Raw genomic sequence first — 21,355 nt, forward strand, 5'->3', positions numbered from 1 at the left:
ACAGTCAAGAAGGGTTGAGCCGGTGAGTTGGGGGAAGGGCAGGCAACTCCTGAACGTCGACCGTGAGGAGGAGCCGTAGTGCTCACCCTGACTGCCAACGCTGCCCAGGCGATCCGCGATCTCACCGCGTCCGCGCCCGAGCCTGCCCAGAGCGGGATTCGCATCTCGTCTCAGGGAGAAGGCGCGAGTTCGCTCACCCTTACGCTGGCCACCTCTCCGGAGCCGGCGGACGAGGTCGTCGAGGCCGAGGGGGCGCGTGTCTACCTCGACCCCGTGGCCGCCACCGTATTGGAGGACAAGTCACTGGACGCCGGAGCCGACGACCAGGGAAGCGTGTCGTTCCTGGTCAAGGATCAGATGGCGTGACATGGGCGCCCGCCGTGCCGCACCGGCACGGCGGGCGCGCCCGTCAGCCGTCGCTGAGGAGCTTGTGGAGGTAGCGCAGCTGCTCCTCCGTCTGGAAGCCGCCGCCGCCCTCGTGGCCGTTCCAGGGCCACACGGAGATCTCCTTCGGGCCCTGCCAGTGGTTGTATCCGGCGAACACGGTCGAGGGCGGGCAGACGTCGTCCATCAGCGCCACCGAGTAGAGCGCGGGCACCTGGCCGCGGGCGGCGAAGTTGAGCCCGTCGAAGTACGACAGCGTGCGGAAGACCTGGTCGGCGGTGTCCCTGCGGGTGGAGAGGAAACGCACCAGCTCCTGGTACGGGTCTTTCCCGGTGATCTCGACCGCCCGCCGGAAGTGGGTCAGGAACGGCACGTCGATCAGCGCCGCCTTGACCGCCGGGTGCAGCGCGGCCGTGGCCTGCGCGATGCCGCCGCCCTGGCTGCCGCCCGAGACGACGACCCGGCTCGCGTCCACCGCCGGGTGCTCGAGGGCCGCGTCCACGGCCCTGACGGCGTCGGTGAAGACGCGCCGGTAGTAGTAGTCGTCCGGGTCGAGGATGCCCCGGGTCATCATGCCCGGCGCCTGCGGCGAGGCGCTGCCGTGCGGGTCCCCGGTCGCGCCGGGGCTGCCGGCGTTCGCGCCGCCGTGGCCGCGCGTCTCCATCACGAACACCGCGTACCCGGCCGACGGCCAGAACAGGTGGTCCTTGGCGAACCCGCGACCGCCGCTGTAGCCGATGTAGTGCATCACGCACGGCACCGGGCCCTCGACGCCGCGCGGCACCAGGAACCACCCGTTGATCCGGTGCCCGCCCCAGCCCGCGAAGGACACGTCGAACACGTCGACGGTGGCGAGGGGCAGGTCGTACGGGACGTACTCGGCGCTCAGGTCGAACTCCCTGGCCTCGGCCAGGGTGCGTGACCAGAACGCGTCGAAGTCCGCGGGCTCGTCGCGTTCGGGGAGGTAGCTGCGGAGTTGCTCAAGCGGCAGGTCGAACAGTGGCACGGAATCTCCAGCCTCGTAGAGGGACGCTGATATTTCACCTCATCCCGCCGGTAAGCGCTATCCCACTCCGCGTCCGGAATCCCATCCACCTGACCGAAACCCGTGGCGTGCACTAACGTCCCCTTGTGGCTTCTTTCGCCAGGCTGGCCGGACGGGCGGTGGCGGGCGCCGGGGTGCTGGCCCTGTCGCCGGTCCTCGGGCTGGCCACTTTGGCCGGGATGGCGATGGTGGGCGCGGAGGCGACCACGTTCACGGTGACGGGGCTGGCGGTCTTCGCGTCGGTGTTCTTCCTGGGGCTGCTGCTGTGCGTGCCCAGGCCGAGGGCCGTATGGGGGCGCTGGTTGCGGGCGCTGGCGATCCTCGGGGTGGAGGCGGCCGTCGTGTGGCCGGTCGGCGTCGCCACGCTGCGCCCGCCGCAGCCCTCCGCTCCCCCGGCGCCGGTGGCCGGGCAGCGCGAGTGGCGGCTGGCGACGGGCTCGGAGCTGGCGTACGTACGGCTCGCGCCGAAGCGGGTCACGCGCCCCGACCCCGTGGTGTTCCTGCACGGCGGGCCCGGCGTGGCCGACCTGGCGGCCTCCTCGGCCTTCTTCAGGAAGCTGACGGCGGACGGCTACCAGGTGTACGTCTACGACCAGCTCGGGGCCGGGCGCTCGGCCCGGCTGCGGGACCCGCGCGAGTACGGCCTGACGCGCGACGTGGAGGACCTGGAGGCCATCAGGCAGACCGTGGGCGCGGACCGGCTGAACCTCATCGCCCACGACTACGGCGCGCAGCTCGCCACCGCCTACCTGGCCGCGCACCCCGACCGGGTGGCGAAGGCCGTCCTGGCCTCCCCCATCGGGCTGCCGCCTGAGCGGAAGCCGGACGGCGAGGTCGAGCTGGCGGCGATGTTCGGGCCGGGCGGCTCGCCGGATCCGCGCCTGCTCGCCGTCTCCACGCTGCTGCAAGTGGACCCGCGGGCCGCGCACGCCTTCGCGGGTGACCGGGAGCTGGACGCCTACCTCGGCCTCGTCCGGCAGGGGGAGCCGCATCCGTGCCCGGCCGCCACCACGACCGGATCCGGGGGGTACGTCGGCCTGACCGGGCGGACGGCGCCTTCCTCGCTCCCGTTGAGCCTGTCCGAGGCGAAGTCCCCCGTGCTGATCGTCAAGAGCCGGTGTGACGAGGAGGGCTGGACGTCGGCCATGGCCTACCGGCGGGCGCTGCCGTCGGCCACGCTCGCCTACCTCGACGACCAGGCCTCCACGGACGCCTATGCGAGCGAGCCGTACCTCGGGGTCCTGCGGGCGTTCCTGTCCGGGCGCCCGGTGGAGGCGTACGAGGGCGAGCGCCCGCCGCCCGGCTACCGCGGCCCGAGCTGACCGCCGCGCCGGGCGCGGCGGTCAGCCGGGTGAGCAGGGCCGGGTCAGCAGGGCCGGGTCAGCAGGGCCGGGTCAGCAGGGCCGGGTCAGCAGGGCCGGGTCAGCGGGAGGCCGGGCGGCGCTCGGGGTCGCAGCCGCCCGCCTTGGTGCCCGCGACCTTCCACTCCGCCCCGGGGAACGGGCTCATGAAGTGGGTCAGCAGGTCCACCGCGTAGTCCGGCACCTGGCCCCCCGGATCCAGCAGCGACACCATCTGGGGCCCGTCGGCGCCACGCAGCGTGATGGAGCTGGACCCGTTCCCGGCCGCGAAGCCGGGCTTGGCGTCCACCGTCACGCACGCCAGGCTGATCCCCGCCGCCTTGATCTCCTGCTTGGCCCCGATCCGCCGCATCCGCTGGTCGTAGCGGCGCAGCGCGAGCGAGTCGGTGGGGGCCAGCCGCACCGAGTCGCGGAAGACGTCGCTGCCGACCTCCCTGCTCAGCCGCACGTCCAGGGAGACCTCGGGCCGCAGGTCCACCCCCTTGGCGGCCAGCTTGAGCTGCCCGTAGTCGCCCTCGAAGCCGGGCGCGACGTACCCGAGGGCCGGGGGCGCCTTCAGCCCGAACGGGACCTTGCCGGGCCGGATGCGCAGCCACGACACGCGCTGCGCGTCCAGCGACAGGTCCTTGACCGCGCTCGCCTGCAGCCCGAACTTCCCGCCGACGTTGTAGGTGAGGAAGCCCGTCGTGTACGGGACCTCCTTGCTCACGGAGATCTGCTGCGGCGCGACCGCGTCCATCCGCAGCCCCGCGTGCAGCGACAGGCGGCCCGTGGGGACGGGGCGGGAGACGAGGTCGAGCGACTGGTCGGGGTTCATGCGGATCGTGGTGTCGGCGGCCAGGTCCTTGACCGCGAACGACACGTCCCCGAGCCTGCCCTGCGGGTCCACGAGGCCGCCCTCCACGCCGAGGTAGCCGTCGAGGGTGCTGACGTTCGACTTGTAGGTGAGCGCCGGCACGCTCAGCCCGGCGGCCGAGGCGTCGGCGTCCACCCCGAACGAGGCCGGCACGTCCGCGAAGCGCAGCTCGCCGGTGCCCTTCCCGGCCAGGGTGACCTTGGCGTCCAGGCGCTTGACGGCCGCGGAGTTGTTGACGCGGATGCGGGTCTGGGCGCCGTACGTGCCCTGGACGGACACCGAGGCCGGCACGGGGTCGATCGACACGTGCCCGCGCAGGTCACCGGCCTCGGCCTGCACGTCGAGCGCGCCGAGCGTGGCGGCGGGCTCGATGCGGTACGCGGCCTGCACGGCGTTGCCCTGCGCCACGCCGAACGGCCCCAGCGACATGCTGGTGATCTGGGAGGGCAGCCCGGTCAGGGTGGCCCTGGCCTTGACGGGCACGGGTGACAGGACGCTGCTGGCGAGATAGACGCCGAGGCTCTTGCGCCGCGGGCTGAACCCCGAGAACGCGAACGTCTTACCCGTCATGTCCACGGTCACCTGGTCCGGCAGCCCGCTCACGTCCAGGTATCCCTGCAGGCCGAAGCAGCCCCGATCCGGCGTGCAGAACGGCCCCTGGGAGCAGCCCGCGGATCCGGCCGCGCAGCCGCCGTCCACCAGGGAGACGCCGCCGGGCACGGCGGGGGCGGCCCGCATGCGGTCGAGCGCCCCGGCCTTGCCGAGCCAGGCGCGGGCGCGCACGTCCAGGCGCGAGCCGGCGTAGGTGAGCTTGCCCCCGTCGGAGGTGACCGACAGGCGGCCGGGCACGGGCCCGAGCGTGCCGATCAGGCCGAAGCGGGCATCACCCTGCGTGACGTCGGCGTCCACGGCCAGCCTCTGCCGGGCCGAGCGGAAGTCCGCGCTGAACCCCTGCGCCGCCGGGGTGAACCCGACCTGCTTGAGCCCCTTCACCAGCACGCTGGCGTCCAGGTCGCCGGTCGCCTGGCTGTAGTGCGCCGACAGGTGCGGCCCGGTGGGAGCCTTTGCCCCGTCGTGGTTGGTGAACGCCACCTCCGCCGACCCGACCGGCCCGGACAGGCCGCGGAAGCGGTACGACGCCGGGTCCCACGAGGCGTCGAAGCGGGCCGGCACGCCGCTCACCTCGGCGGCGGCCCTGGCGTACCGGTCGCCGAGCTTGACCCTGGCCAGGGCCGAGACCTTGGCCACCGGCGCGTCCGCGGTCCAGGTGAGGGTCCGGGCACCCGTGTCGGCGACCAGCTCGACGCTCTTGCGCACGCCCTCGACGGTCGCCTCCAGGTCCTCCCCGGACGGCGAGGTCACGTGCGCTTTATTGGCATAAATCTTGATCTGGTCAATCTTGGCGGACGTGGCGACCTTGACGGTCGAGCGCTCGCCCAGCTCCCACGACGCCTTGACGTCGTCGCGCACGCCCAGGACGGTGCCGTCGACGGTGGGGCCCGTCTCGAGATTCGTGTAGGCGGCGCGGATGCTGCGGATCACGCCGCTGGCCTGGTATTCGGCCTTCCGGCTCGCGGGGTCGAGGGTGACGTCCACGGTGGCGGGCGTGTTGGAGATCTCCAGGCGGGCCACGTGGGTGCCGTCGATGCTGGCCGCGCCCACGAACGAGCGCCCGCTGGAGCCCACCTCCAGGTGGGCGTGCGGCACGGCCCCGTACGTGACGTCGAACCCGGACAGCCCCGACAGCAGCCCCGACACCCCCACCGCGTCACCCTTCTTGATCATGGTGACGTGGCCGCCGCGCGGGCTGGAGATGGCGCCCTCGTTGCGCTGGAGCACCACGGCGAACCGGCCGATGGGTGAGCTGGTCGTGTGCGTGACGCGGTGCTCGGCCAGGTCGTTGACCAGGCGCACCTTGGCCGGCAGGTCGCTCAGCTCGGTCCTCAGCACGGTCTTGTCCGCGGCCCGGTCGAAGAAGAGCAGAGAGGCCGCCCCGGCCCGGCCCTTGGCGGACTCGACGGTCAGGGTCTGCTTGCCGTCCGCGGCCGCGTACTTGGCGGTCATGGTCGGCGGCACCTTCCTGACCTGGGCGCTCAGCACCCTGGCCAGCTTGCCGTCACGATAGGTGAAGCTGTGCAGCCGGGCGCGGGCGATCGAGGACGGGCTGGTGAAGCGGACCTCGCCGTCCGACAGCCGCACCGCGGCGCGGGCGGGCATGCGGTCGAGCACGGCCTGGGTGAACTGGCGGCCGTTCACCGCCAGCGCCTCCAGCTTGGCGGGCGCGGAGGCGTGGACGTCCAGGGAGGGCGAGTCGAGCGCGGCGGTCACGCTGAGCTTCTCGGTGGCGGGCGTCTGGCGCAGGCTCACCACGCTGCGGCCGGTCAGCCCCGCGACCAGGGCCGCGGACTTCCCGGGATCGGTACGCTTCACGCTGGCCTTGACCTGCTTGCCCGTCAGGTCGACGCCGAACGTCCCCCAGTCGAAGGCCGACAGCGACCCGCCGTGCCGCAGGCCGTCGAACCCGACCGACACCTTGCCGTCGTACTCGGCCCAGACCAGCGCCTTGACCTGCCCCTGCGACAGCCGCTTGACCGCGAACCCCAGCCCGGCCGCCCCTTCCATGGGGTTGGCCGTGGGCACGAGGTCGGCGGCCAGGTCGGGCCTGCCGTCGCCGGTGACGTCGGCGACCGCCGGCGTGGCGACCGGCTGCGAGATCGAGCAGGAGACCGGCACGGCCTCGCTCTGGACGCAGAGCCGGTACGTCAGCCCCGGCACCACCTTGCCCAGCCCACCCAGCCCGTCGAAGGCCTTGAGGATCGGCGCCAGCGGCTTGATCAGCGTCAGCGGCTCGGCGTCCGCCGTGTCGGGCAGCACACTCCGGACGTCGGGCGCCTGCCTGCCGAAGCCCTGTTCCTCCTGGACGGAGGCGGCCTCGGAGGTGACCTCGTCGATGAGCCGCGGCCCGGCGGGCGTGGTCACCTCGGGCTCGTCGGGTCCCACCCGCCCGGTGCCCGCCGGCCTGACGGCGAGCGAGGGCCGGGTGGGAACGCTGACCGCGGCGGCCGGCGGCTCCTGCACGGCGGGCACGGGCTGGACCCTCACCTGGGCGTGGCCCGGCGTCTGGGCCTGGGCACTCGGTGGCAGGGCCACCAGGACTGTGGCGCTTGCGATGGACGTCGAAGCGAGCACGCGCAGAAGGGCGTGCGGCATGAAACGTTCTCCCCCGGACCGGTCTAATTCATCCCATCAGAAACATAGGTCACGATGCGACCACACCTCCTCACAGGTAGTCAAACCCGCCTGAACATGGGACCCCAATTTTCAGGATCACTGTCAAGCGGTTGAGTCTCCATCTAGGGGAGGCGGGAAGGTGGAGACATGGCGCTCTACTCCATCGGTGACCTGGCCCGGCGCACCGGGCTGACGGTCAAGACCATCCGGTTCTACTCCGATCGGGGGATCGTGCCGCCTACCGACCGCAGCCCCACCGGCTACCGCCTTTACGACCTCGACGCCGTCGCACGCCTGGAGCTCGTACGGACGCTGCGCGACCTGGGGGTGGACCTGCCCACGATCCGGCGGGTCGTGGCACGCGAGGTCTCGCTCCCCGAGGTCGCCGCGGCGCACGCCGAAGCGCTGGCCGTGCAGATCCGCACGCTCCGGCTGCGGCGCGCGGTGCTCACGGCGGTGGCCAGGCGCGGCTCCAGCCCCGAGGAAATGGATCTCATGCACAAACTGGCAAGACTCTCCGAGGACGAACGCCGCCGCCTCGTCGACGACTTCCTGGAGGCCGCCTTCGACGGCCTGGACACCGTTCCGGGGTTCGCCGGGATCATGCGCTCGATGACGCCCGAGCTGCCCGACGACCCCTCGCCCGAGCAGGTGGAGGCCTGGGTGGAGCTGGCCGAGCTCGCGCAGGACCCGGACTTCCGGGCCGCCGTCCGGCGCATCCTCGCCCGGCACGCGGCCGAACGAGGCGAGGCCGACGCGCCCCCGCGCCCCGACCCCGCCGCACTGGCCCGCGACCACGCCCGCCCGGCCCTCGCGGCGGGTCTCGCCCCCGAGGCCCCCGAGGCGGACTCCGTGGTGGCGGCGGTCGTGGCCGCGTACGCCCGCGACCTCGGCCTCCCCGACGGCCCCGTCCTCCGGCGGCGGCTGCTGGACCGGCTGGAGGAGGCGGACGACCCGCGCAGGGACCACTACCTCGAACTGCTGGCGGTGATCAACGGCTGGCCCGCACCGGAGCCACTGAGCCCCGCCCTCGGCTGGTTCACCGAGGCCCTGCGCGCCCGCCTGGGCTGACGTTCCCGGCGGGTCCAGTACGGTTTCGCCGTGATCTCTGAGCTCGGTCGAGTGTGTTGAGATGGGCGGTGGCGGCTAAGCGTCTGGGCTCGCGGGTCGTGGTGCTGCTGTGGGTCGGTCGGGGCCGGATTCGTGTGGTGTGGGCTGGCACGGCTCAACTCGAGGACGGCGGTCAGACGGCCTCGGCGGGCTCGACCACCGCGTCGGGTCCCGGGAAGACGAGTTGCTCGTGTCCGTCCTTGAATCGCACCAGGAACGGTGGCGTGCCGTTCTCGCCCCGGGTCTCGATGATCTCGCCTATCCGGTCTCCGTGGCCGACAACGTTGCCGTGGACGATCAGGTGGTCACCGACGTTCGCGTGCATGATGAGTTCCTCTCAGCTGGTCTTGGGCAACTTTGAGGTTCCTTCCCACATTGCACCCGAAGGGCCGCCCCGCAAAGGGCATGCCTTTCTCATGCCGCGTCTTAGAGAAATCTGCAAGCCCGCGCCCGACGCCTCGGCCATCCCGCGCCGCAGTAGCGTCGGTGCGGGAGGAGATCCGCGCGGCGTACCGTTCGGTGACGCTCGGGCGCATGACCACGGACGAGTTCTGGGCGGCGCTCGGCCTGACGGCGCGGGACGAGCACTACTGCCGGGAACACGAGCTCACGGCCGGCACCCGCGAGGCCCTGGACGAGCTGGCGGGCGACGGGTTCGAGCCGGCGCGCTACGAGGCGGTGCTCGGCGAGCTGGGCGCTAGGGCAGGAAGGCGTCCAGGGCGGCCAGGTCGTCGGGGGTGAGCTCGACGGCGGCCGCGTCCAGGTTCTCCTCCAGGTGGGCGAGCGACCCGGTGCCCGGCGTGGGCAGGATGACGGGCGAGTGGTGCAGCAGCCACCCCAGCGCCACCTGACCGGCACTCGCCCCGTGCCGCCGCGCCGTCTCCGGCAGGCCGTCGCGAACCAGCGAGCCGTTGCCCAGGGGGAACCACGGCAGGAACGCCAGCCCGCGCTCCTCGCACGCCCGCAGCACCGGCGCGGACTCGCGGTCCAGCAGGTTGAAGCGGTTCTGCACCGAGGCGATCTCCGTGATCCCCAGCGCCCGCTCCAGCTCCTCCACGGTGACCGTGTCGAGGCCGATGTGCCGGATCTTGCCCTCCTGCCGCAGCTCGGCGAGCGTCCCGAGCTGGTCGGCCAGCGGCACGTCCGGGTCGATCCGGTGGAGCTGGTAGAGGTCGACGGTGTCGGTCTTGAGCCGGCGCAGGCTCGCCTCGCACATGGCGCGCAGCCGCTCGGGCCGCCCGGAGACGTGCCAGACGTTGGGGCCCGTACGGACGACACCGCCCTTGGTCGCCACCACCAGATCGTCCGGGTACGGGTGCAGCGCCCGCGCCACCAGCTCTTCGGCCAGGTCGGGCCCGTAGTTGTCGGCCGTGTCGACGAGCGTCACCCCGCGTTCCACGGCACGGCGCAGGATGGCGACGGCCCCGTCCGGGTCGAGGCGCGGCCCCCAGTAGCCGGGCCCGGTGAGCATGCCGGTGCCGTACCCGAGCCGGTTGACCCGCAGCTCACCGGCGATGTCGAAAGTCTGGCTGGTCACTGTGCCCCTCTCAGTAGCTGTGGTCCGCCGTGACGTCGGCGGACGCCGACACCGCCCGCTCGGCCCCGCCGCCGCGCAGCGCGAGCACGATCATGGACAGCGTGTCGACGATGGTGAGGTGGGCCAGGCGGCTGGCGACCGCCTCCATCCCGAAGACGAGGTCCTGCCCGCCGCCGACGAGCACCCAGGTGCTCTCCTCAGCCAGCGGCGAGCTGGCGTAGCTGGTGATCGCCACGACCCGCGCCCCGGCGGCGCGGGCGCGGCGGGCGGTGTCGACGGTGGAGCGGGTGGCCCCGCTGTGGCTGATCGCCAGGCAGACCGACGGCTCCGGCAGCAGCTCGGCGGCCAGGTGCGCGGTGAGCGGGTCGGGCGGCAGGTCCACCGGCAGGCCGAGGGCCCGCAGCCGGTAGGCGGCGTCGACGGCGACCGCTCCCGACAGGCCGGTGGCGGCGAACAGCACCCGGGCGGCCCCGCTGAGCGCCTCGGCGGCGGCGTTCAGGTCGTCGCGCGACAGCGTGGCGCCCAGCCCGCCGAGCGCCTCCTGCGCCGCCCGTACGGTCGCGGCCAGCGGGTCGCGGTCGTCCTGGGGCTCAGGCACGCGCGGCGCCTCGCGGGCGGAGGCGATCTTCAGCTCCTGGTAGCCGCCGAACCCGAGCCGCCGGCACGCCCGTACGACGGTGGACGCCGACGTGCCGGCCAGCCGCGCCACGTCGCTCACGCTCAGGTGGACGAGCCCGGCGCCCTGGTCGAGCACCACCTGCGCGACCCGCGCCTCGGCGTCGTGCAGCCCGGAGAGCCTGGCCCGCACGGTAGCCGCGAGGGAATTGCGTTCCATGGCGGCAGGGTAGCAGAGAACGAAATTCCGTCTTGATACCGTGGTGGGCATGCGTCCCATGGAGCAGCGGACGATCCTCGTCACCGGCGCGACCGACGGGCTCGGCCGGGCGCTGGCCGCCGACCTGGCCGCACGCGGCGCGACCGTCCTCGTGCACGGCCGCGACGACCGGCGCGGCCACGACACGCTGGCGGAGATCCGGGCCGCCGTCCCCGCCGCGCGGCTGCACTGGTACCGCGCCGACCTGGCCTCGCTCGACGAGGTACGCGAGCTCGCGCAGGCCGTCTCGGCCGACCACAAGGACCTCGACACGCTGGTCAACAACGCGGGGATCGGCACGACCGTGCCGGGCGGCGGGGCGCGGCAGGAGAGCGCGGACGGCCACGAGCTGCGCTTCGCGGTCAACTACCTGGCCGGCTACCTGCTCACCCGGCTCCTGCTGCCGGTGCTGCGCGAGTCGGCCCCGTCCAGGATCGTCAACGTCAGCAGCCTCGGCCAGGCCCCGATCGACTTCGGCGACGTCATGCAGGCCGCCGGCTACAGCGGGGTGCGCGCGTACTGCCAGAGCAAGCTCGCGCAGGTGATGTTCACCGTGGACCTGGCCGAGGAGCTGGCAGGCACCGGGGTCACCGCCAACGCCCTGCACCCGGCCACGTACATGCCGACCAAAATGGTCGCCACGCCGGTCAGCGAGCTGCGGGAGGGCGTGGAGGCCACGTCGCGGCTGGTCACCGACCCCGAGCTGGACGAGGTGTCCGGGCGCTTCTTCGACGGCCTGCGGCCCTCGCAGGCGCTGGAGCAGGCGTACGACGCCGGGGCGCGGGCCCGGCTGCGCGAGCTGTCGGAAAACCTGTCGAAGGCGCGGCCACCGGCTCACTAGCGTTTGCCGGTGCACATCTATCTGGAGACCGGGCGGCTGATCCTGCGCCGCTTCACCGAGTCCGACGCCGGCCACCTCTTCACCCTCCACAACGACCCCGAGGTCATGGAGTTCCTCAACGGCGGCAAGCCCACGCCGCGCGAGGTGATCGTCGGGGAGACGCTGCCCGCGTTCATCGCAACCGGTTTCTTCGCGGCGATCGAGAAGCCGTCCGGGGCCTTCCTCGGGTGGTTCCACCTGCGCGCGCCCAAGGGCACGCCGGACGACGAGCCGGAGCTGGGCTACCGGCTGCACAAGTCGGCCTGGGGCAGGGGGTACGCGACCGAGGGCTCGCTCGCGCTGATCGACAAGGCGTTCCGGGAGCTGGGCGCGCGCCGGGTCTACGCCCAGACGATGGCGGTGAACGTGCGCTCGCGGCGGGTCATGGAGAAGTGCGGGCTGCGCTTCACCCGCACTTTCCACCTGGAGTGGGAGGACCCGCTGCCAGGAGCCGAGCACGGTGAGGTGGAGTACGAGCTGACGCGCGCCGAATGGGAGACGCGCTGACGCGCTGACCCCGACCTGGTGCACTGGTCGGACCAGTCGCTAGGGTGCCTCGTATGGGATATGACGCGCTGTTCCGCCTGGATGGGCGGCGGGCCGTGGTGATCGGGGCGGGGAGCGGGATCGGCCGGGAGGCGGCGCTGGCGCTGGCCGCCCACGGGGCTTCCGTGGTGTGCGCCGACCGCGACCTGGCCTCGGCCGAGGAGACCGCCGCCGCGTGCGGCGGCGACGCCCGGCTGCTCGACGTGCTGGACGCCGCCGAGGTGCAGAGGGCCGCCGGGGAGGAGCCCGCCGACGTGCTGGTGTTCACGGCCGCCACGAACGTCCGCAAGCGGCTGCTCGACTACTCCGGCGAGGAGTTCGACCGGGTGGTGGGGTTGAACCTGCGGGCCTCGTTCGACGTGGTGCGGGCCTTCGGGGCGGGCATGGTCGAGCGGGGGCGCGGGTCGATCATCGGGTTCGCCTCGATCCGCGCGTCCGTGACCGAGCCGGGGCAGAGCGTCTACTCGGCCACGAAGGCGGGCCTGGTGCAGCTGCTGCGGACGGCGGCGGCCGAGTTCGGGCCGCACGGGGTGCGGGTGAACGCCATCGCGCCCGGCGTGGTGGAGACGCCGCTGACCAGGCAGATCAAGGACAACCCCGACTGGTACGCCGCGTACGCGAACAAGAGCGCGCTCGGCCGGTGGGCGACGGCGCGGGAGATGGCCGGCGCGGTGGTCTACCTGGCCGGCGACGCGGCCAGCTTCGTGACCGGCTCGGTCCTGTACGTGGACGGCGGCTGGACCGCCGTGGACGGCCGCTTCGACCCGCCCAACTAGAAAGGCGCCGGCGACCGGGTCCCGCGACCCGGTCGCCATGACCACCCGCTAGGCGGGCCGGATGATCGCCATCCGGGTCACCGTCAGCTCCTCGATGGCGAAGCGGGGCCCCTCGCGCCCGATCCCGGAGTCCTTCACGCCGCCGTACGGCATGTTGTCCGCCCGGAACCCCGGCACCTCGTTGACCACCACTCCCCCGGCCTCGATCCGCTCGATGGCCGCGAACGCCGTGGCCAGCGACCGGGTGAACACCGAGGCGTGCAGGCCGTACCGCGACTCGTTGACGGCGGCGAAGGCGGCGTCGAGGCCGGGCACCGGGCGCACGCACACCACCGGCCCGAAGATCTCCTCGTCCCAGGCGGCGGCCCCGTCGCCGACGCCCGCGAGCACGGTCGGCGCGATGGCCCGGCCGTCGCGGTGCCCGCCCGTGACCGCTTCGCCCCCCGACTCCGCGATCCACTCCAGCACGCGGTCCGTGGCGGTCTCGTCGATGAGCGGGGCGACGCGGGTCTCCGCCAGGCGGGGGTCGCCGACCGTGACGTTCTTGACGCGGTCGGCCAGCAAGGACACGAACCGCTCCCGTACGGGCTCCTCGACCAGCACCCGCTGGACGGAGATGCACGCCTGGCCGGAGGCGTAGTAACCGCCGCGCACGACGGCGTCGGCGGCGGCCTCCAGGTCGGCGTCGGCCGCCACGACGAGCGCCGCGTTCGACCCCAGCTCCAGCAGGACCTTGGTGGGGGCGGCGTTGCGGGCGATGGCGTGCCCGGCGGCGGCCGAGCCGGTGAACGAGACCGCGCCGATCCGGCGGTCCTCCACCAGCGTCCTGCCGACCTCGACGTCCCCGGTGACGAGCTGCACGGCGGCCGGGGAGAGCGCGTCCGCCGACCGGATGAGGTGCACCAGCCAGAGCGTGGCCAGCGGGGTCGCGGGCGCGGGCTTGACGATCACGGGACAGCCCGCGGCCACGGCCGGGGCGATCTTGTGGGCGGCGAGGAGCAGCGGGTAGTTGAAGCCGGTGATCCCGACGACCACGCCGATCGGGCGGCGCGTCCAGAACCCGACCAGCCCCTCCCCCGAGGGCAGCAGGTCGAGCGGCACGGTCTCGCCGTGCAGCCTGGCGACCTCCTCGGCGGCCGTGGCCAGCGTGACGAGCGTCCTGGCGACCTCGACCTTGCAGTCGACCAGCGGTTTGCCGGTCTCGAGGACGAGCAGCCGCTCGAACTCCTCCCGGTTGGCCGCGAGCGCGTCGTGGGCCTTCATGAGGGCGGCGCGGCGGGCGTGCGACGGGAGCGCCGCCATGGCGGGCGCGACGGCCAGGGCCGCGTCCACGGCCCGCCGGGCGAGACCGGCGTCGCCCCTCGGGGCCGTGGCGACGAGGGAGCCGTCGTACGGGAAGGTGACGTCGTCGGTTTCCGCCGTCTCCACCCACCCGTCGCCGATGGGCAGGCCGGACGGCCATGCGATGTCGATGCTCATGCTCGCTTCCGTTGGGCGCTGGGGAACACGTCGAGGTAGGCGGGCGCGTCCTCGTGGCCGGTGGCGGCGAGGACGGCGTGCGCGATGGCGCGGCTGAACACGTCGGCCCCCGCCGCCAGGACCTCCTGCAGGGTGTCGTGGTCGGGCTCGGGGCCGGCGCAGGTGGCCAGGCCGAAGATCGTGTCGCCGTCGGTCATGGTGTGGGCCGGCCTGATCGCCCTGGCCAGGCCGTCGTGGGCGACCGCGGCGAGCTTGCCGCACTGGGCCTTGGTGAGGGTGAGGTCGGTGGCCACCACGCCGATGGTGGTGTTGAACGAGGGGGCGTTCTGCGGGCGCCAGGCGTCGATCTCCGCCTGGAGCGGGGGCTGGAGGTGGTCGAACTCGCCTGGCAGGCCGTACCTCGCGCCGGCGAGCGTGCCGTAGCGGGGGTCGAGGACCGAGCCTACGGGGTTGGCGACGACCAGGGCCGCCACGGTGGCGCCGCCGGGCAGGACGACGCTCGCCGTCCCCACCCCTCCGGCCAGCCCACCGGCCCTGGCCCCGGTCCCCGCCCCGACCGACCCATTCCCCACCCCGCCGTCGAGGGTGACGGTCCCTCGGACGGGGACGACGCCGTCCGGCGAGCCCGTCCCGCTCCTCCCCCAAGGGACTCCCGCCACGGACGGCGGGAGAGCGGCCGACCCACCGTCCGGGGTGGCGGCGTCGTGGGCGGCGGTGCCGAAGGTGGCGTCCGGTACGGCGCGGAACGTGCCACCGCGCCCCAGGTCGAAGATGACCGCCGCCGGCACGATGGGCACCACCCCGCCGGCCACCGGGTACCCGATGCCCGCGTCCGCCAGCCGCTCCACCACCCCGCAGGCCGCCGACAGCCCGTACGCGCTCCCGCCCGTCAGCACCACGGCGTGCACACGCGACACCAGGTTCCGCGGATCCAGCAGCTCGGTCTCGCGGGTGCCGGGAGCGGCGCCCCGCACGTCCACCCCCGCCACGGCCCCCGAAGGAGGGGCCAGGACGACGGTGGTGCCCGTGCGGTAGCCGCCGCCGACCCGCTGCGCGTGGCCGACCCGGAGCCCGGCCACGTCCATCAGCGAGTTGGAAGGCCCAGCGCGCATCAGAAGTCCCCGTTGAGGAAGCGCCGGGCCGCCTCGGCGAACACGCGGGTGCACTGGACGATCTCGGCCACCTCCACGAACTCGTCCGCCTGGTGCGCGATCCACTTCCCGCCGGGCCCGTACACCACGGACGGGATCCCGCCCCAGTGCGTCAGCACGGTCCCGTCCGTGGACCCGGGCACCCCGCCGTAGACCGGCTCCGCGCCGGTGACGGTGCGGTGGGCGGCGGCCAGCGCGGCCACCACCGGGTCCGACACGGGCACGTCCACCGGCGGCCGGTCCACCAGCACCGACACCTCGGCGGCGATCCCATCGTAGGAGGCGAGCGCGGCCACCCGGTCGGCGATCAGCTTGTGCTCGACCCCGGGGATCGTCCGCACGTCCACGAAGACCGAGGCGGCCGCCGGGATCACGTTCACCTGTTCCTCGGAGCCGGCCCGCAGCACGGTCGGCGTCACGTACACCTCGCCGAGATGCTCGTGCGCCGGGTGCCGTCCCTGCAGCTCCTCCTGCAGCGACCCCAGCCCCACCAGCAGCGAGCCCACGGCGGGGAGGGGGTTGCGGCCGTGCTGCGGCATGGCGCCGTGCGCCATCTTGCCGGCGAAGTCGACACGCAGCCGCAGCGCGCCCTTGGCCACCGCGCAGATCTCGCCCGCCTCGGGCTCGGCGACGATCGCGCCGTCCACGTCGGCGGTCAGCCCCTCGGAGACGAAGTGGTGCGCGCCGATCATGAGGCCTTCCTCGTCGGCCAGCGCGCACACCTTGATCCGCCCGGGGAACGGTCCAGCCAGCTGCAACGCGCGGGTGGCGTAGAGGGTCGCGGCCAGGCCGGACTTCATGTCGGCGCTGCCCCTCCCCCACAGCCTCCCGTCGCGGATCTCCCCGCCGAACGGGTCGACGGTCCAGGTGGACAGGTCGCCCTCGGTCACCACGTCCGTGTGGCCCTCGAACATCAGGGTGGGCCCGGCACCGCCGCCGCCCTCGACCACGGCCACCACGTTCGGCCGGTCCGGCTCCACCTCGTACACGGTGGGCTTCCAGCCCCACTCCCGCATCTTGGCGGCCACCAGCTCGGCGGCGGCCCGCTCACGCCGCCCGGGGTCGTTGGTGCTGGGGATCCGCACCAGCTCCTGGGTGAACCCCACCACTCCGTCGGCATCGACGTCGATCAAAACAATCCCTCCAGAGTCGGTACGGCCTGCAGCAACGTACGCGTGTAGGCGTGGGCGGGCGCGGCCCACACCTCGTCCACCGGCCCGCTCTCCACGATCTCCCCATGGCTCATGACCGCGACCGTCTCGCACACGTGCCGTACCACGGACAGGTCGTGCGAGACGAACACGAGCGTGAGCCCCAGCTCGTCCACGAGATCGGCCAGCAGGTTGAGTATCTGCCCGCGTACGGACACGTCCAGCGCGCTCACCGGCTCGTCGGCCACCAGCACCTTCGGACGGGGCGCGAGCGCGCGGGCGATGGCGATGCGCTGGCGCTGCCCGCCGGAGAACTGGTGCGGGTAGCGTTCGGCGGCCGAGGCGGGCAGCCCGACCCCCTCCAGCAGCTCGGTCACCCGGTCGCCGACCGGCAGGCCGAGCGCGACGAGCGGCTCGGCGACCAGGTCCCGGACGCGCATGCGGGGGTCGAGCGAGCTCATCGGGTCCTGGAAGACGATCTGCAGGTTCTCCCGCAGGAAGCGCAGCCGGCGTTCCGGCTTGCCGGCGATCTCCTGCCCGTCGAACCGGATGGACCCGCCGGTCGGCTGATCGAGCCCGCACAGCAGGCGCAGCAGCGTCGACTTGCCGGAGCCGGACTCGCCGACGATGCCGTACCGCTCGCCCCGGCCCACCGTGAGCGACACGTCCTTGAGCGCGTGCACGGCGGCGCCCGCCTTGGTGAGCGAGGTGCGGGGCCGGTGGTAGACGCGGCTGAGGTCGCGGGCCTCAATCAGCGGGGTGCCAGCATGCGTGGGCATGGCCGTCTCCTGTCAGCGCGGGTACGGTCTCGCACTCGGCGGTGGCGTGCGGGCAGCGGTTGCGGAAGACGCAGCCGCCGGGGAACTGCCCGGCCGGCGGCACGCTGCCCTTGATGGTGGGCAGCCGGGTGCCGCGCGGGGTGAGCCTGGAGGCGGCCAGCAGGCCCTCGGTGTAGCGGTGGCGGGGCCGGGTGAAGACCTCGCGGATGGGGCCGCTCTCGACGACGCGGCCCCCGTACATGACCAGGACCCGCTCGCACACCGACGCCACGACGGCGAGGTCGTGGGTGATGAACAGCAGCGCGGGCGCGACCTCGGCGATCAGCTCCAGCATCTGCTTCTGCACGGTGACGTCGAGCGCCGTGGTGGGCTCGTCGCAGATGAGCAGGCTCGGCTCGTTGGCCAGGGCGATGGCGAGCATGACGCGCTGGCGCTGGCCGCCGGAGAGCTGGTGCGGGTACGCGCGGGCGATCTGCGCCGGTTCGGGCAGGCGTACGCGTTCCAGCAGGTCGAGCGCCTTCTCCCGGGCCCGCGCGCGCGGCGCGCCGTGCAGGGTCATGACCTCGGCGACCTGGGCGCCGATGCGCATGAGCGGGTTGAGCGCGGTCATGGGCTCCTGGAAGACCATGGAGACGTCCTGGCCGCGCAGCCGCTTCAGCCGGCTCTCGGGCACGCCGACCAGGTCGTTCCCGCCCATCGTGGCCGTGCCCGAGGCGGTGACGCCCTCGGGGAGCAGGCCCATGAGCGACAGCGCGGTCAGCGACTTGCCGGACCCGGACTCGCCGATCAGCCCGACGCGCTCGCCGGGCGCGATGGCGAACGACACCTCGTGCACGAGCTCCAGCGAGTCGGCCCGTACGGTCAGCCCCTCAACCTTCAGCACGGACCCTCCTGAGCTTCGGATCGAGATAGTCGCGCAGGCCGTCCCCGAGGAGGTTGAAGCCGAGCACCGCGAGCGCGATCGCCAGGCCGGGCCAGAGCGCCAGGCGCGGGGTCGAGAACAGCAGTTCCTGCGACTCCTGCAGCATCCGCCCCCACGACGGGGTCGGCGGGCGGGTGCCGAAGCCGAGGAACGACAGCGCCGCCTCGGCCAGGATCGCGATCGCGAACGACACGGACGCCTGCACGATGAGCACGGAGCCGATGTTCGGCAGCACGTGGCGCATCGCGATGGCCGGGCGGCGGCGCCCGGCGGCCCTGGCGGCCAGGATGTAGTCGGTCACCATGACCTGGAGCGTGGCGGCGCGGGCCACCCGGGCGAACGCGGGCACGGTGGCCACGCCGATCGCGATCATCGCGGTGAGCGTGCCCGGCCCGTAGACCGCGCCGAGCATGACGGCCAGCAGCAGCGCCGGGAACGCGAACACCAGGTCGTTGACCCGCATGATCAGCTCGGAGAGCCAGCCGCGCGGCGTCATCCCGGCGATCATGCCGAGCGGCGTGCCGATGACGGCGGCGATGCCGACGGCCACGATGCCCACGTAGAGCGTGGTCCGGGCGCCGACCATGATCTGGCTGAAGGTGTCGCGGCCGAACTTGTCGGCCCCCAGCAGGTAGCCGCCGCCCGGCTGCCGCAGCTTGCGCGCCGCGTCCACGAGCGTCGGGTCGTGCGGCGTCCAGAAGAACGACACCGCCGCCGCCAGCACCACGAGCCCGACGAGCACGCCGCCGACCAGCAGCCCGGCGTTCATCCGGCCCCTCATCGCAGCCTCGGATCGAGCACGCGGTAGGCCACGTCCACCACGAAGTTGATCAGCAGGACGGCCGCCACCAGCACCATCACCACACCTTGGACGAGCAGCAGGTCACGCCCGGCGACGCCGTTGAGCAGCAGGTCGCCGAGCCCGGGGATGACGAAGACCCGCTCGACCACGACCGCGCCGATCAGCAGCGTGGCCAGTTGCAGGCCGAGCACGGTGACGACGGGGATCGAGGCGTTGCGCAGGCCGTGCCGCCACAGGGCTCCGGTGCTGCCCCGGCCCTTGGCGCGGGCCGTGCGCAGGTAGTCCTCGCGCATCACGTCGAGCACGGCGCTGCGCACGTACCGGGTCAGGACCGCGCCCTGTACGAGGCCGAGCGACAACCACGGCAGCAGCAGGCTGAGCAGCCACTGCGCGGGGTTCTCGGCGATCGGCACGTAGCCGCCGGACGGCAGCGCCTGGGCCTGCACCGCGAACACGAACACCAGCAGGATGCCCGCCAGGAACGCCGGGATCGCGATGCCGACCTGGCTGAGCGCGCTGATGGCCGCCCCGAGCGGGTTGCGGTGGTGCACGGCCGCGAACGTGCCGAGCGGCACCGCGATGACCAGCGCCACCAGCATCCCGCCGAGCACCAGCACGGCCGTGACGCCGAGCCGGTCGCTGATCTGCGGGCCGATGGGCGAGCTGGTCACGTACGAGGTGCCGAAGTCGCCGTGCAGGAGCCCGCCGAACCAGTCGAAGAACTGCACGACGGGCGGCCGGTCGGTGCCGAACTGCTTGCGCAGCGCCGCCACCGCGTCGGGCGTGGCGTTCACGCCGAGCGCGACCTCCGCCGGGTCGCCGGGCAGCAGCGCCATGAACGCGAACACCACCACGCCCGCCACGGCGGTGCTCGCGACGAGCACCGCCAGGCGTTTGATCAGGTAAAGCGTCACTGCTGCTTGGAGAGCGCGGTGAAGTCGAAGGACTCCGCGATGGCGTTCTTCGGCAGCCCGGTGACGCCCTTCTTCGCCACGATCAGGTTGGGGAAGAGGAAGAGCCAGTCGGCGGCCGCGTCGTCGGACAGCAGCTTGGCGGCCTTCTTCAGGTCGTCGGTCTGCTGCTGCTCGGTGCCCTCGTCGGCGGAGGCGAGGAGCTTGCCGAACTCGGGATTGTCGTAGCGGAAGTAGTACGACTTGTCGGCGAATATGCCCATGTCGCGGGGCTCGACGTGGTTGATGATGGACAGGTCGTAATCGCCCTGCTTGAACACCACGTCCAGCCAGCGGGCCGGGAACTCCAGGGGCTCGATGTCGGCGGTGATGCCGACCTGCGCGAGCTGCGACTTGACGACCTGCGCGCTGGCCACCGCGTACGGCAGGTTGGGGATGCGCATCTTGACGTTGAGCGTCTTGCCGCCGAGCAGTTCCTTGGCCTTGGCCGGGTCGTACGGGTAGTCGCCGGTGCGGTCCTCGTACCAGGGGTCGGTGGGCGGCACCATCGAGCCGATCAGCTGGCCGCGCCCGGCCCAGGCGGTCTCCAGCAGCGCCTTGTGGTCGATCGCGTAGCGGACGGCCTGCCTGGCCTTCTTGTCGTTGAACGGCGGGCGGCTGTTGTTCATCGACAGCACGACCTCGCCGTTCGTGGTGCCCTCGACCGTCTGGAAGCGGTTGGGGTCGGCGAACTGCTGCAGCGACTCGGGCGCCTGCACGGCGGAGATGACGTCGATGCCGCCGGTCAGCAGCGCGTTGTTCATCGCCGTGGCGTCCTTGAAGTACTTCAGCGTGATCGACGACAGCGGCGGCTTGGTGCCCCAGTAGGAGGCGTTCGCGTTGAGCTGGATGGAGTCGCCGCGCCGCCACGAGCCGAGCGTGTACGGGCCGGTGCCGACGGGCTTGTTGGCCAGGTCGGCGATCCCGGTGCGGCTGAACATGGCGCCGAGCCTGGTGGCCATCGAGTAGAGGAAGCCGTTGCTCGGCTTCTTGAGCGTGACGACGGCGGTGGAGTCGTCCTTCTTCTCCACCTTGTCGACGACGTCGAGCTGCGCCTTGATCTTGAGCTTCCAGTCCGTCTTGACCCGGTCGAGCGAGAACGCCACGTCGTCGGCCGTGAACGGCGCGCCGCTGCTGAACTTGACGTCCTTGCGCAGGCTGAACGTGTAGGTCTTGCGGTCGGGCGAGACGTCCCACTTCTCGGCGAGCAGCGGCACGATCTTGCCGTCCTGGTCGAGCTTGACCAGGCCCTCGTAGACGTTGACGAGCAGCGCCTGCGGAATGGCGGCGCCCTCCGTCGAGGTGAAGTCGAGGTTCGCGGGCTCGGCCACGAATCCCACGGAGAGGGTCTGGGCCTTGGGGGTGCCCGCACTGCCGCCGCCGCTGGAGGTGCCGCCGCAGGCGGCCGTGCCCAGCAGGAGACCGCCGGCGGCGATCCAGATTCCGATTCGCCTCATGTGTTACTGCCTCCTGGCTAGTGCACTGGTCGGACCAGTAGGCTACGCACATTGCCAGTCGGCG

The 21,355-nt window shown here is 72.8% G+C and carries 20 protein-coding genes; 7 read left to right on the forward strand and 13 right to left on the reverse strand.

Annotated features, from left to right (window positions below; genetic code table 11):
* The first annotated feature begins 78 nt into the window (after positions 1 to 78).
* Complete coding sequence (locus AB0J87_RS39445) at positions 79 to 366, forward strand: Fe-S cluster assembly protein HesB (protein ID WP_363974361.1); 288 nt, start codon at positions 79 to 81, stop codon at positions 364 to 366.
* Between the two features lie 43 nt (positions 367 to 409).
* Here AB0J87_RS39445 and AB0J87_RS39450 read toward each other — a convergent pair whose 3' ends face one another.
* Positions 410 to 1,390 carry an acetylxylan esterase gene (locus tag AB0J87_RS39450; protein ID WP_355195930.1) on the reverse strand — a complete coding sequence of 327 codons (981 nt, stop codon included), beginning with the start codon at positions 1,388 to 1,390 and terminating at the stop codon, positions 410 to 412.
* 125 nt (positions 1,391 to 1,515) lie between these two features.
* Between AB0J87_RS39450 and AB0J87_RS39455 the strand changes: the two genes are divergently transcribed.
* Positions 1,516 to 2,751 carry an alpha/beta hydrolase gene (locus AB0J87_RS39455; protein ID WP_363974365.1) on the forward strand — a complete coding sequence of 412 codons (1,236 nt, stop codon included), beginning with the start codon at positions 1,516 to 1,518 and terminating at the stop codon, positions 2,749 to 2,751.
* 100 nt (positions 2,752 to 2,851) lie between these two features.
* On the opposite strand, the gene AB0J87_RS39460 is transcribed toward AB0J87_RS39455, so the two are convergent.
* Positions 2,852 to 6,856, reverse strand: coding sequence for a hypothetical protein (locus AB0J87_RS39460; protein ID WP_363974368.1), 4,005 nt, complete (start codon positions 6,854 to 6,856; stop codon positions 2,852 to 2,854).
* 168 nt (positions 6,857 to 7,024) lie between these two features.
* Between AB0J87_RS39460 and AB0J87_RS39465 the strand changes: the two genes are divergently transcribed.
* Positions 7,025 to 7,948, forward strand: a complete 924-nt coding sequence (locus AB0J87_RS39465; protein ID WP_363974371.1) for a MerR family transcriptional regulator — start codon at positions 7,025 to 7,027, stop codon at positions 7,946 to 7,948.
* Positions 7,949 to 8,120: 172 nt separating this feature from the next.
* Here AB0J87_RS39465 and AB0J87_RS39470 read toward each other — a convergent pair whose 3' ends face one another.
* Positions 8,121 to 8,312, reverse strand: coding sequence for a DUF1918 domain-containing protein (locus AB0J87_RS39470; protein ID WP_363974374.1), 192 nt, complete (start codon positions 8,310 to 8,312; stop codon positions 8,121 to 8,123).
* 161 nt (positions 8,313 to 8,473) lie between these two features.
* On the opposite strand from AB0J87_RS39470, the gene AB0J87_RS39475 reads away from it, so the two are divergent.
* Positions 8,474 to 8,728 carry a hypothetical protein gene (locus AB0J87_RS39475; RefSeq protein ID WP_363974377.1) on the forward strand — a complete coding sequence of 85 codons (255 nt, stop codon included), beginning with the start codon at positions 8,474 to 8,476 and terminating at the stop codon, positions 8,726 to 8,728.
* On the opposite strand, the gene AB0J87_RS39480 is transcribed toward AB0J87_RS39475, so the two are convergent.
* Together AB0J87_RS39480 and AB0J87_RS39485 are read right to left on the reverse strand one after the other, a co-directional pair.
* On the reverse strand, positions 8,685 to 9,458 hold the full coding sequence (locus AB0J87_RS39480) for an aldo/keto reductase (protein ID WP_363974912.1): 774 nt from the start codon (positions 9,456 to 9,458) through the stop codon (positions 8,685 to 8,687). The two genes, AB0J87_RS39475 and AB0J87_RS39480, sit on opposite strands and share 44 nt — an antisense overlap.
* A 76-nt stretch (positions 9,459 to 9,534) precedes the next feature.
* Complete coding sequence (locus AB0J87_RS39485; protein WP_363974380.1) at positions 9,535 to 10,359, reverse strand: MurR/RpiR family transcriptional regulator; 825 nt, start codon at positions 10,357 to 10,359, stop codon at positions 9,535 to 9,537.
* Positions 10,360 to 10,408: 49 nt separating this feature from the next.
* On the opposite strand from AB0J87_RS39485, the gene AB0J87_RS39490 reads away from it, so the two are divergent.
* From AB0J87_RS39490 to AB0J87_RS39500, 3 genes are read left to right on the forward strand one after another with little or no spacing between them, the layout of a single operon-like run.
* Complete coding sequence (locus AB0J87_RS39490) at positions 10,409 to 11,239, forward strand: SDR family NAD(P)-dependent oxidoreductase (protein ID WP_350727849.1); 831 nt, start codon at positions 10,409 to 10,411, stop codon at positions 11,237 to 11,239.
* Positions 11,240 to 11,248: 9 nt separating this feature from the next.
* The gene (locus tag AB0J87_RS39495) at positions 11,249 to 11,785 is read left to right on the forward strand and encodes a GNAT family N-acetyltransferase (RefSeq protein ID WP_363974384.1); all 537 of its coding nucleotides are present in this window, start codon (positions 11,249 to 11,251) and stop codon (positions 11,783 to 11,785) included.
* A gap of 53 nt (positions 11,786 to 11,838) precedes the next feature.
* Positions 11,839 to 12,600: an SDR family NAD(P)-dependent oxidoreductase gene (locus tag AB0J87_RS39500; RefSeq protein WP_350727847.1), complete on the forward strand. Its 762-nt coding sequence runs from the start codon at positions 11,839 to 11,841 to the stop codon at positions 12,598 to 12,600.
* Between the two features lie 48 nt (positions 12,601 to 12,648).
* On the opposite strand, the gene AB0J87_RS39505 is transcribed toward AB0J87_RS39500, so the two are convergent.
* Genes AB0J87_RS39505 through AB0J87_RS39540 form a run of 8 tightly spaced genes read right to left on the reverse strand, consistent with a single transcriptional unit; the run spans position 12,649 to position 21,291 of the window.
* A complete protein-coding gene (locus AB0J87_RS39505) occupies positions 12,649 to 14,079 on the reverse strand; it encodes an aldehyde dehydrogenase family protein (RefSeq protein WP_363974387.1) in 1,431 nt (476 codons plus the stop codon).
* A complete protein-coding gene (locus tag AB0J87_RS39510) occupies positions 14,076 to 15,191 on the reverse strand; it encodes a P1 family peptidase (protein ID WP_363974390.1) in 1,116 nt (371 codons plus the stop codon). Before AB0J87_RS39510 ends, AB0J87_RS39505 begins: the two co-directional genes overlap by 4 nt.
* A complete protein-coding gene (locus tag AB0J87_RS39515; RefSeq protein WP_363974393.1) occupies positions 15,191 to 16,363 on the reverse strand; it encodes a M20 family metallopeptidase in 1,173 nt (390 codons plus the stop codon). The genes AB0J87_RS39510 and AB0J87_RS39515 overlap by 1 nt, the downstream gene beginning before the upstream one ends.
* The gene (locus AB0J87_RS39520) at positions 16,360 to 17,160 is read right to left on the reverse strand and encodes an ATP-binding cassette domain-containing protein (RefSeq protein ID WP_363974396.1); all 801 of its coding nucleotides are present in this window, start codon (positions 17,158 to 17,160) and stop codon (positions 16,360 to 16,362) included. Before AB0J87_RS39520 ends, AB0J87_RS39515 begins: the two co-directional genes overlap by 4 nt.
* Entirely contained in the window at positions 17,129 to 18,043 is a 915-nt protein-coding gene (locus tag AB0J87_RS39525; protein ID WP_363974399.1) for an ABC transporter ATP-binding protein, read from the reverse strand. The genes AB0J87_RS39520 and AB0J87_RS39525 overlap by 32 nt, the downstream gene beginning before the upstream one ends.
* Positions 18,030 to 18,851 carry an ABC transporter permease gene (locus AB0J87_RS39530; protein WP_350727841.1) on the reverse strand — a complete coding sequence of 274 codons (822 nt, stop codon included), beginning with the start codon at positions 18,849 to 18,851 and terminating at the stop codon, positions 18,030 to 18,032. The genes AB0J87_RS39525 and AB0J87_RS39530 overlap by 14 nt, the downstream gene beginning before the upstream one ends.
* Positions 18,852 to 18,859: 8 nt before the next feature.
* On the reverse strand, positions 18,860 to 19,798 hold the full coding sequence (locus AB0J87_RS39535; RefSeq protein WP_355195897.1) for an ABC transporter permease: 939 nt from the start codon (positions 19,796 to 19,798) through the stop codon (positions 18,860 to 18,862).
* The gene (locus tag AB0J87_RS39540; protein WP_363974404.1) at positions 19,795 to 21,291 is read right to left on the reverse strand and encodes an ABC transporter substrate-binding protein; all 1,497 of its coding nucleotides are present in this window, start codon (positions 21,289 to 21,291) and stop codon (positions 19,795 to 19,797) included. Before AB0J87_RS39540 ends, AB0J87_RS39535 begins: the two co-directional genes overlap by 4 nt.
* Positions 21,292 to 21,355 lie beyond the last annotated feature (64 nt).

The organism is Nonomuraea sp. NPDC049625, from assembly GCF_040675285.1.
Lineage (GTDB): Bacteria > Actinomycetota > Actinomycetes > Streptosporangiales > Streptosporangiaceae > Nonomuraea > Nonomuraea angiospora_A.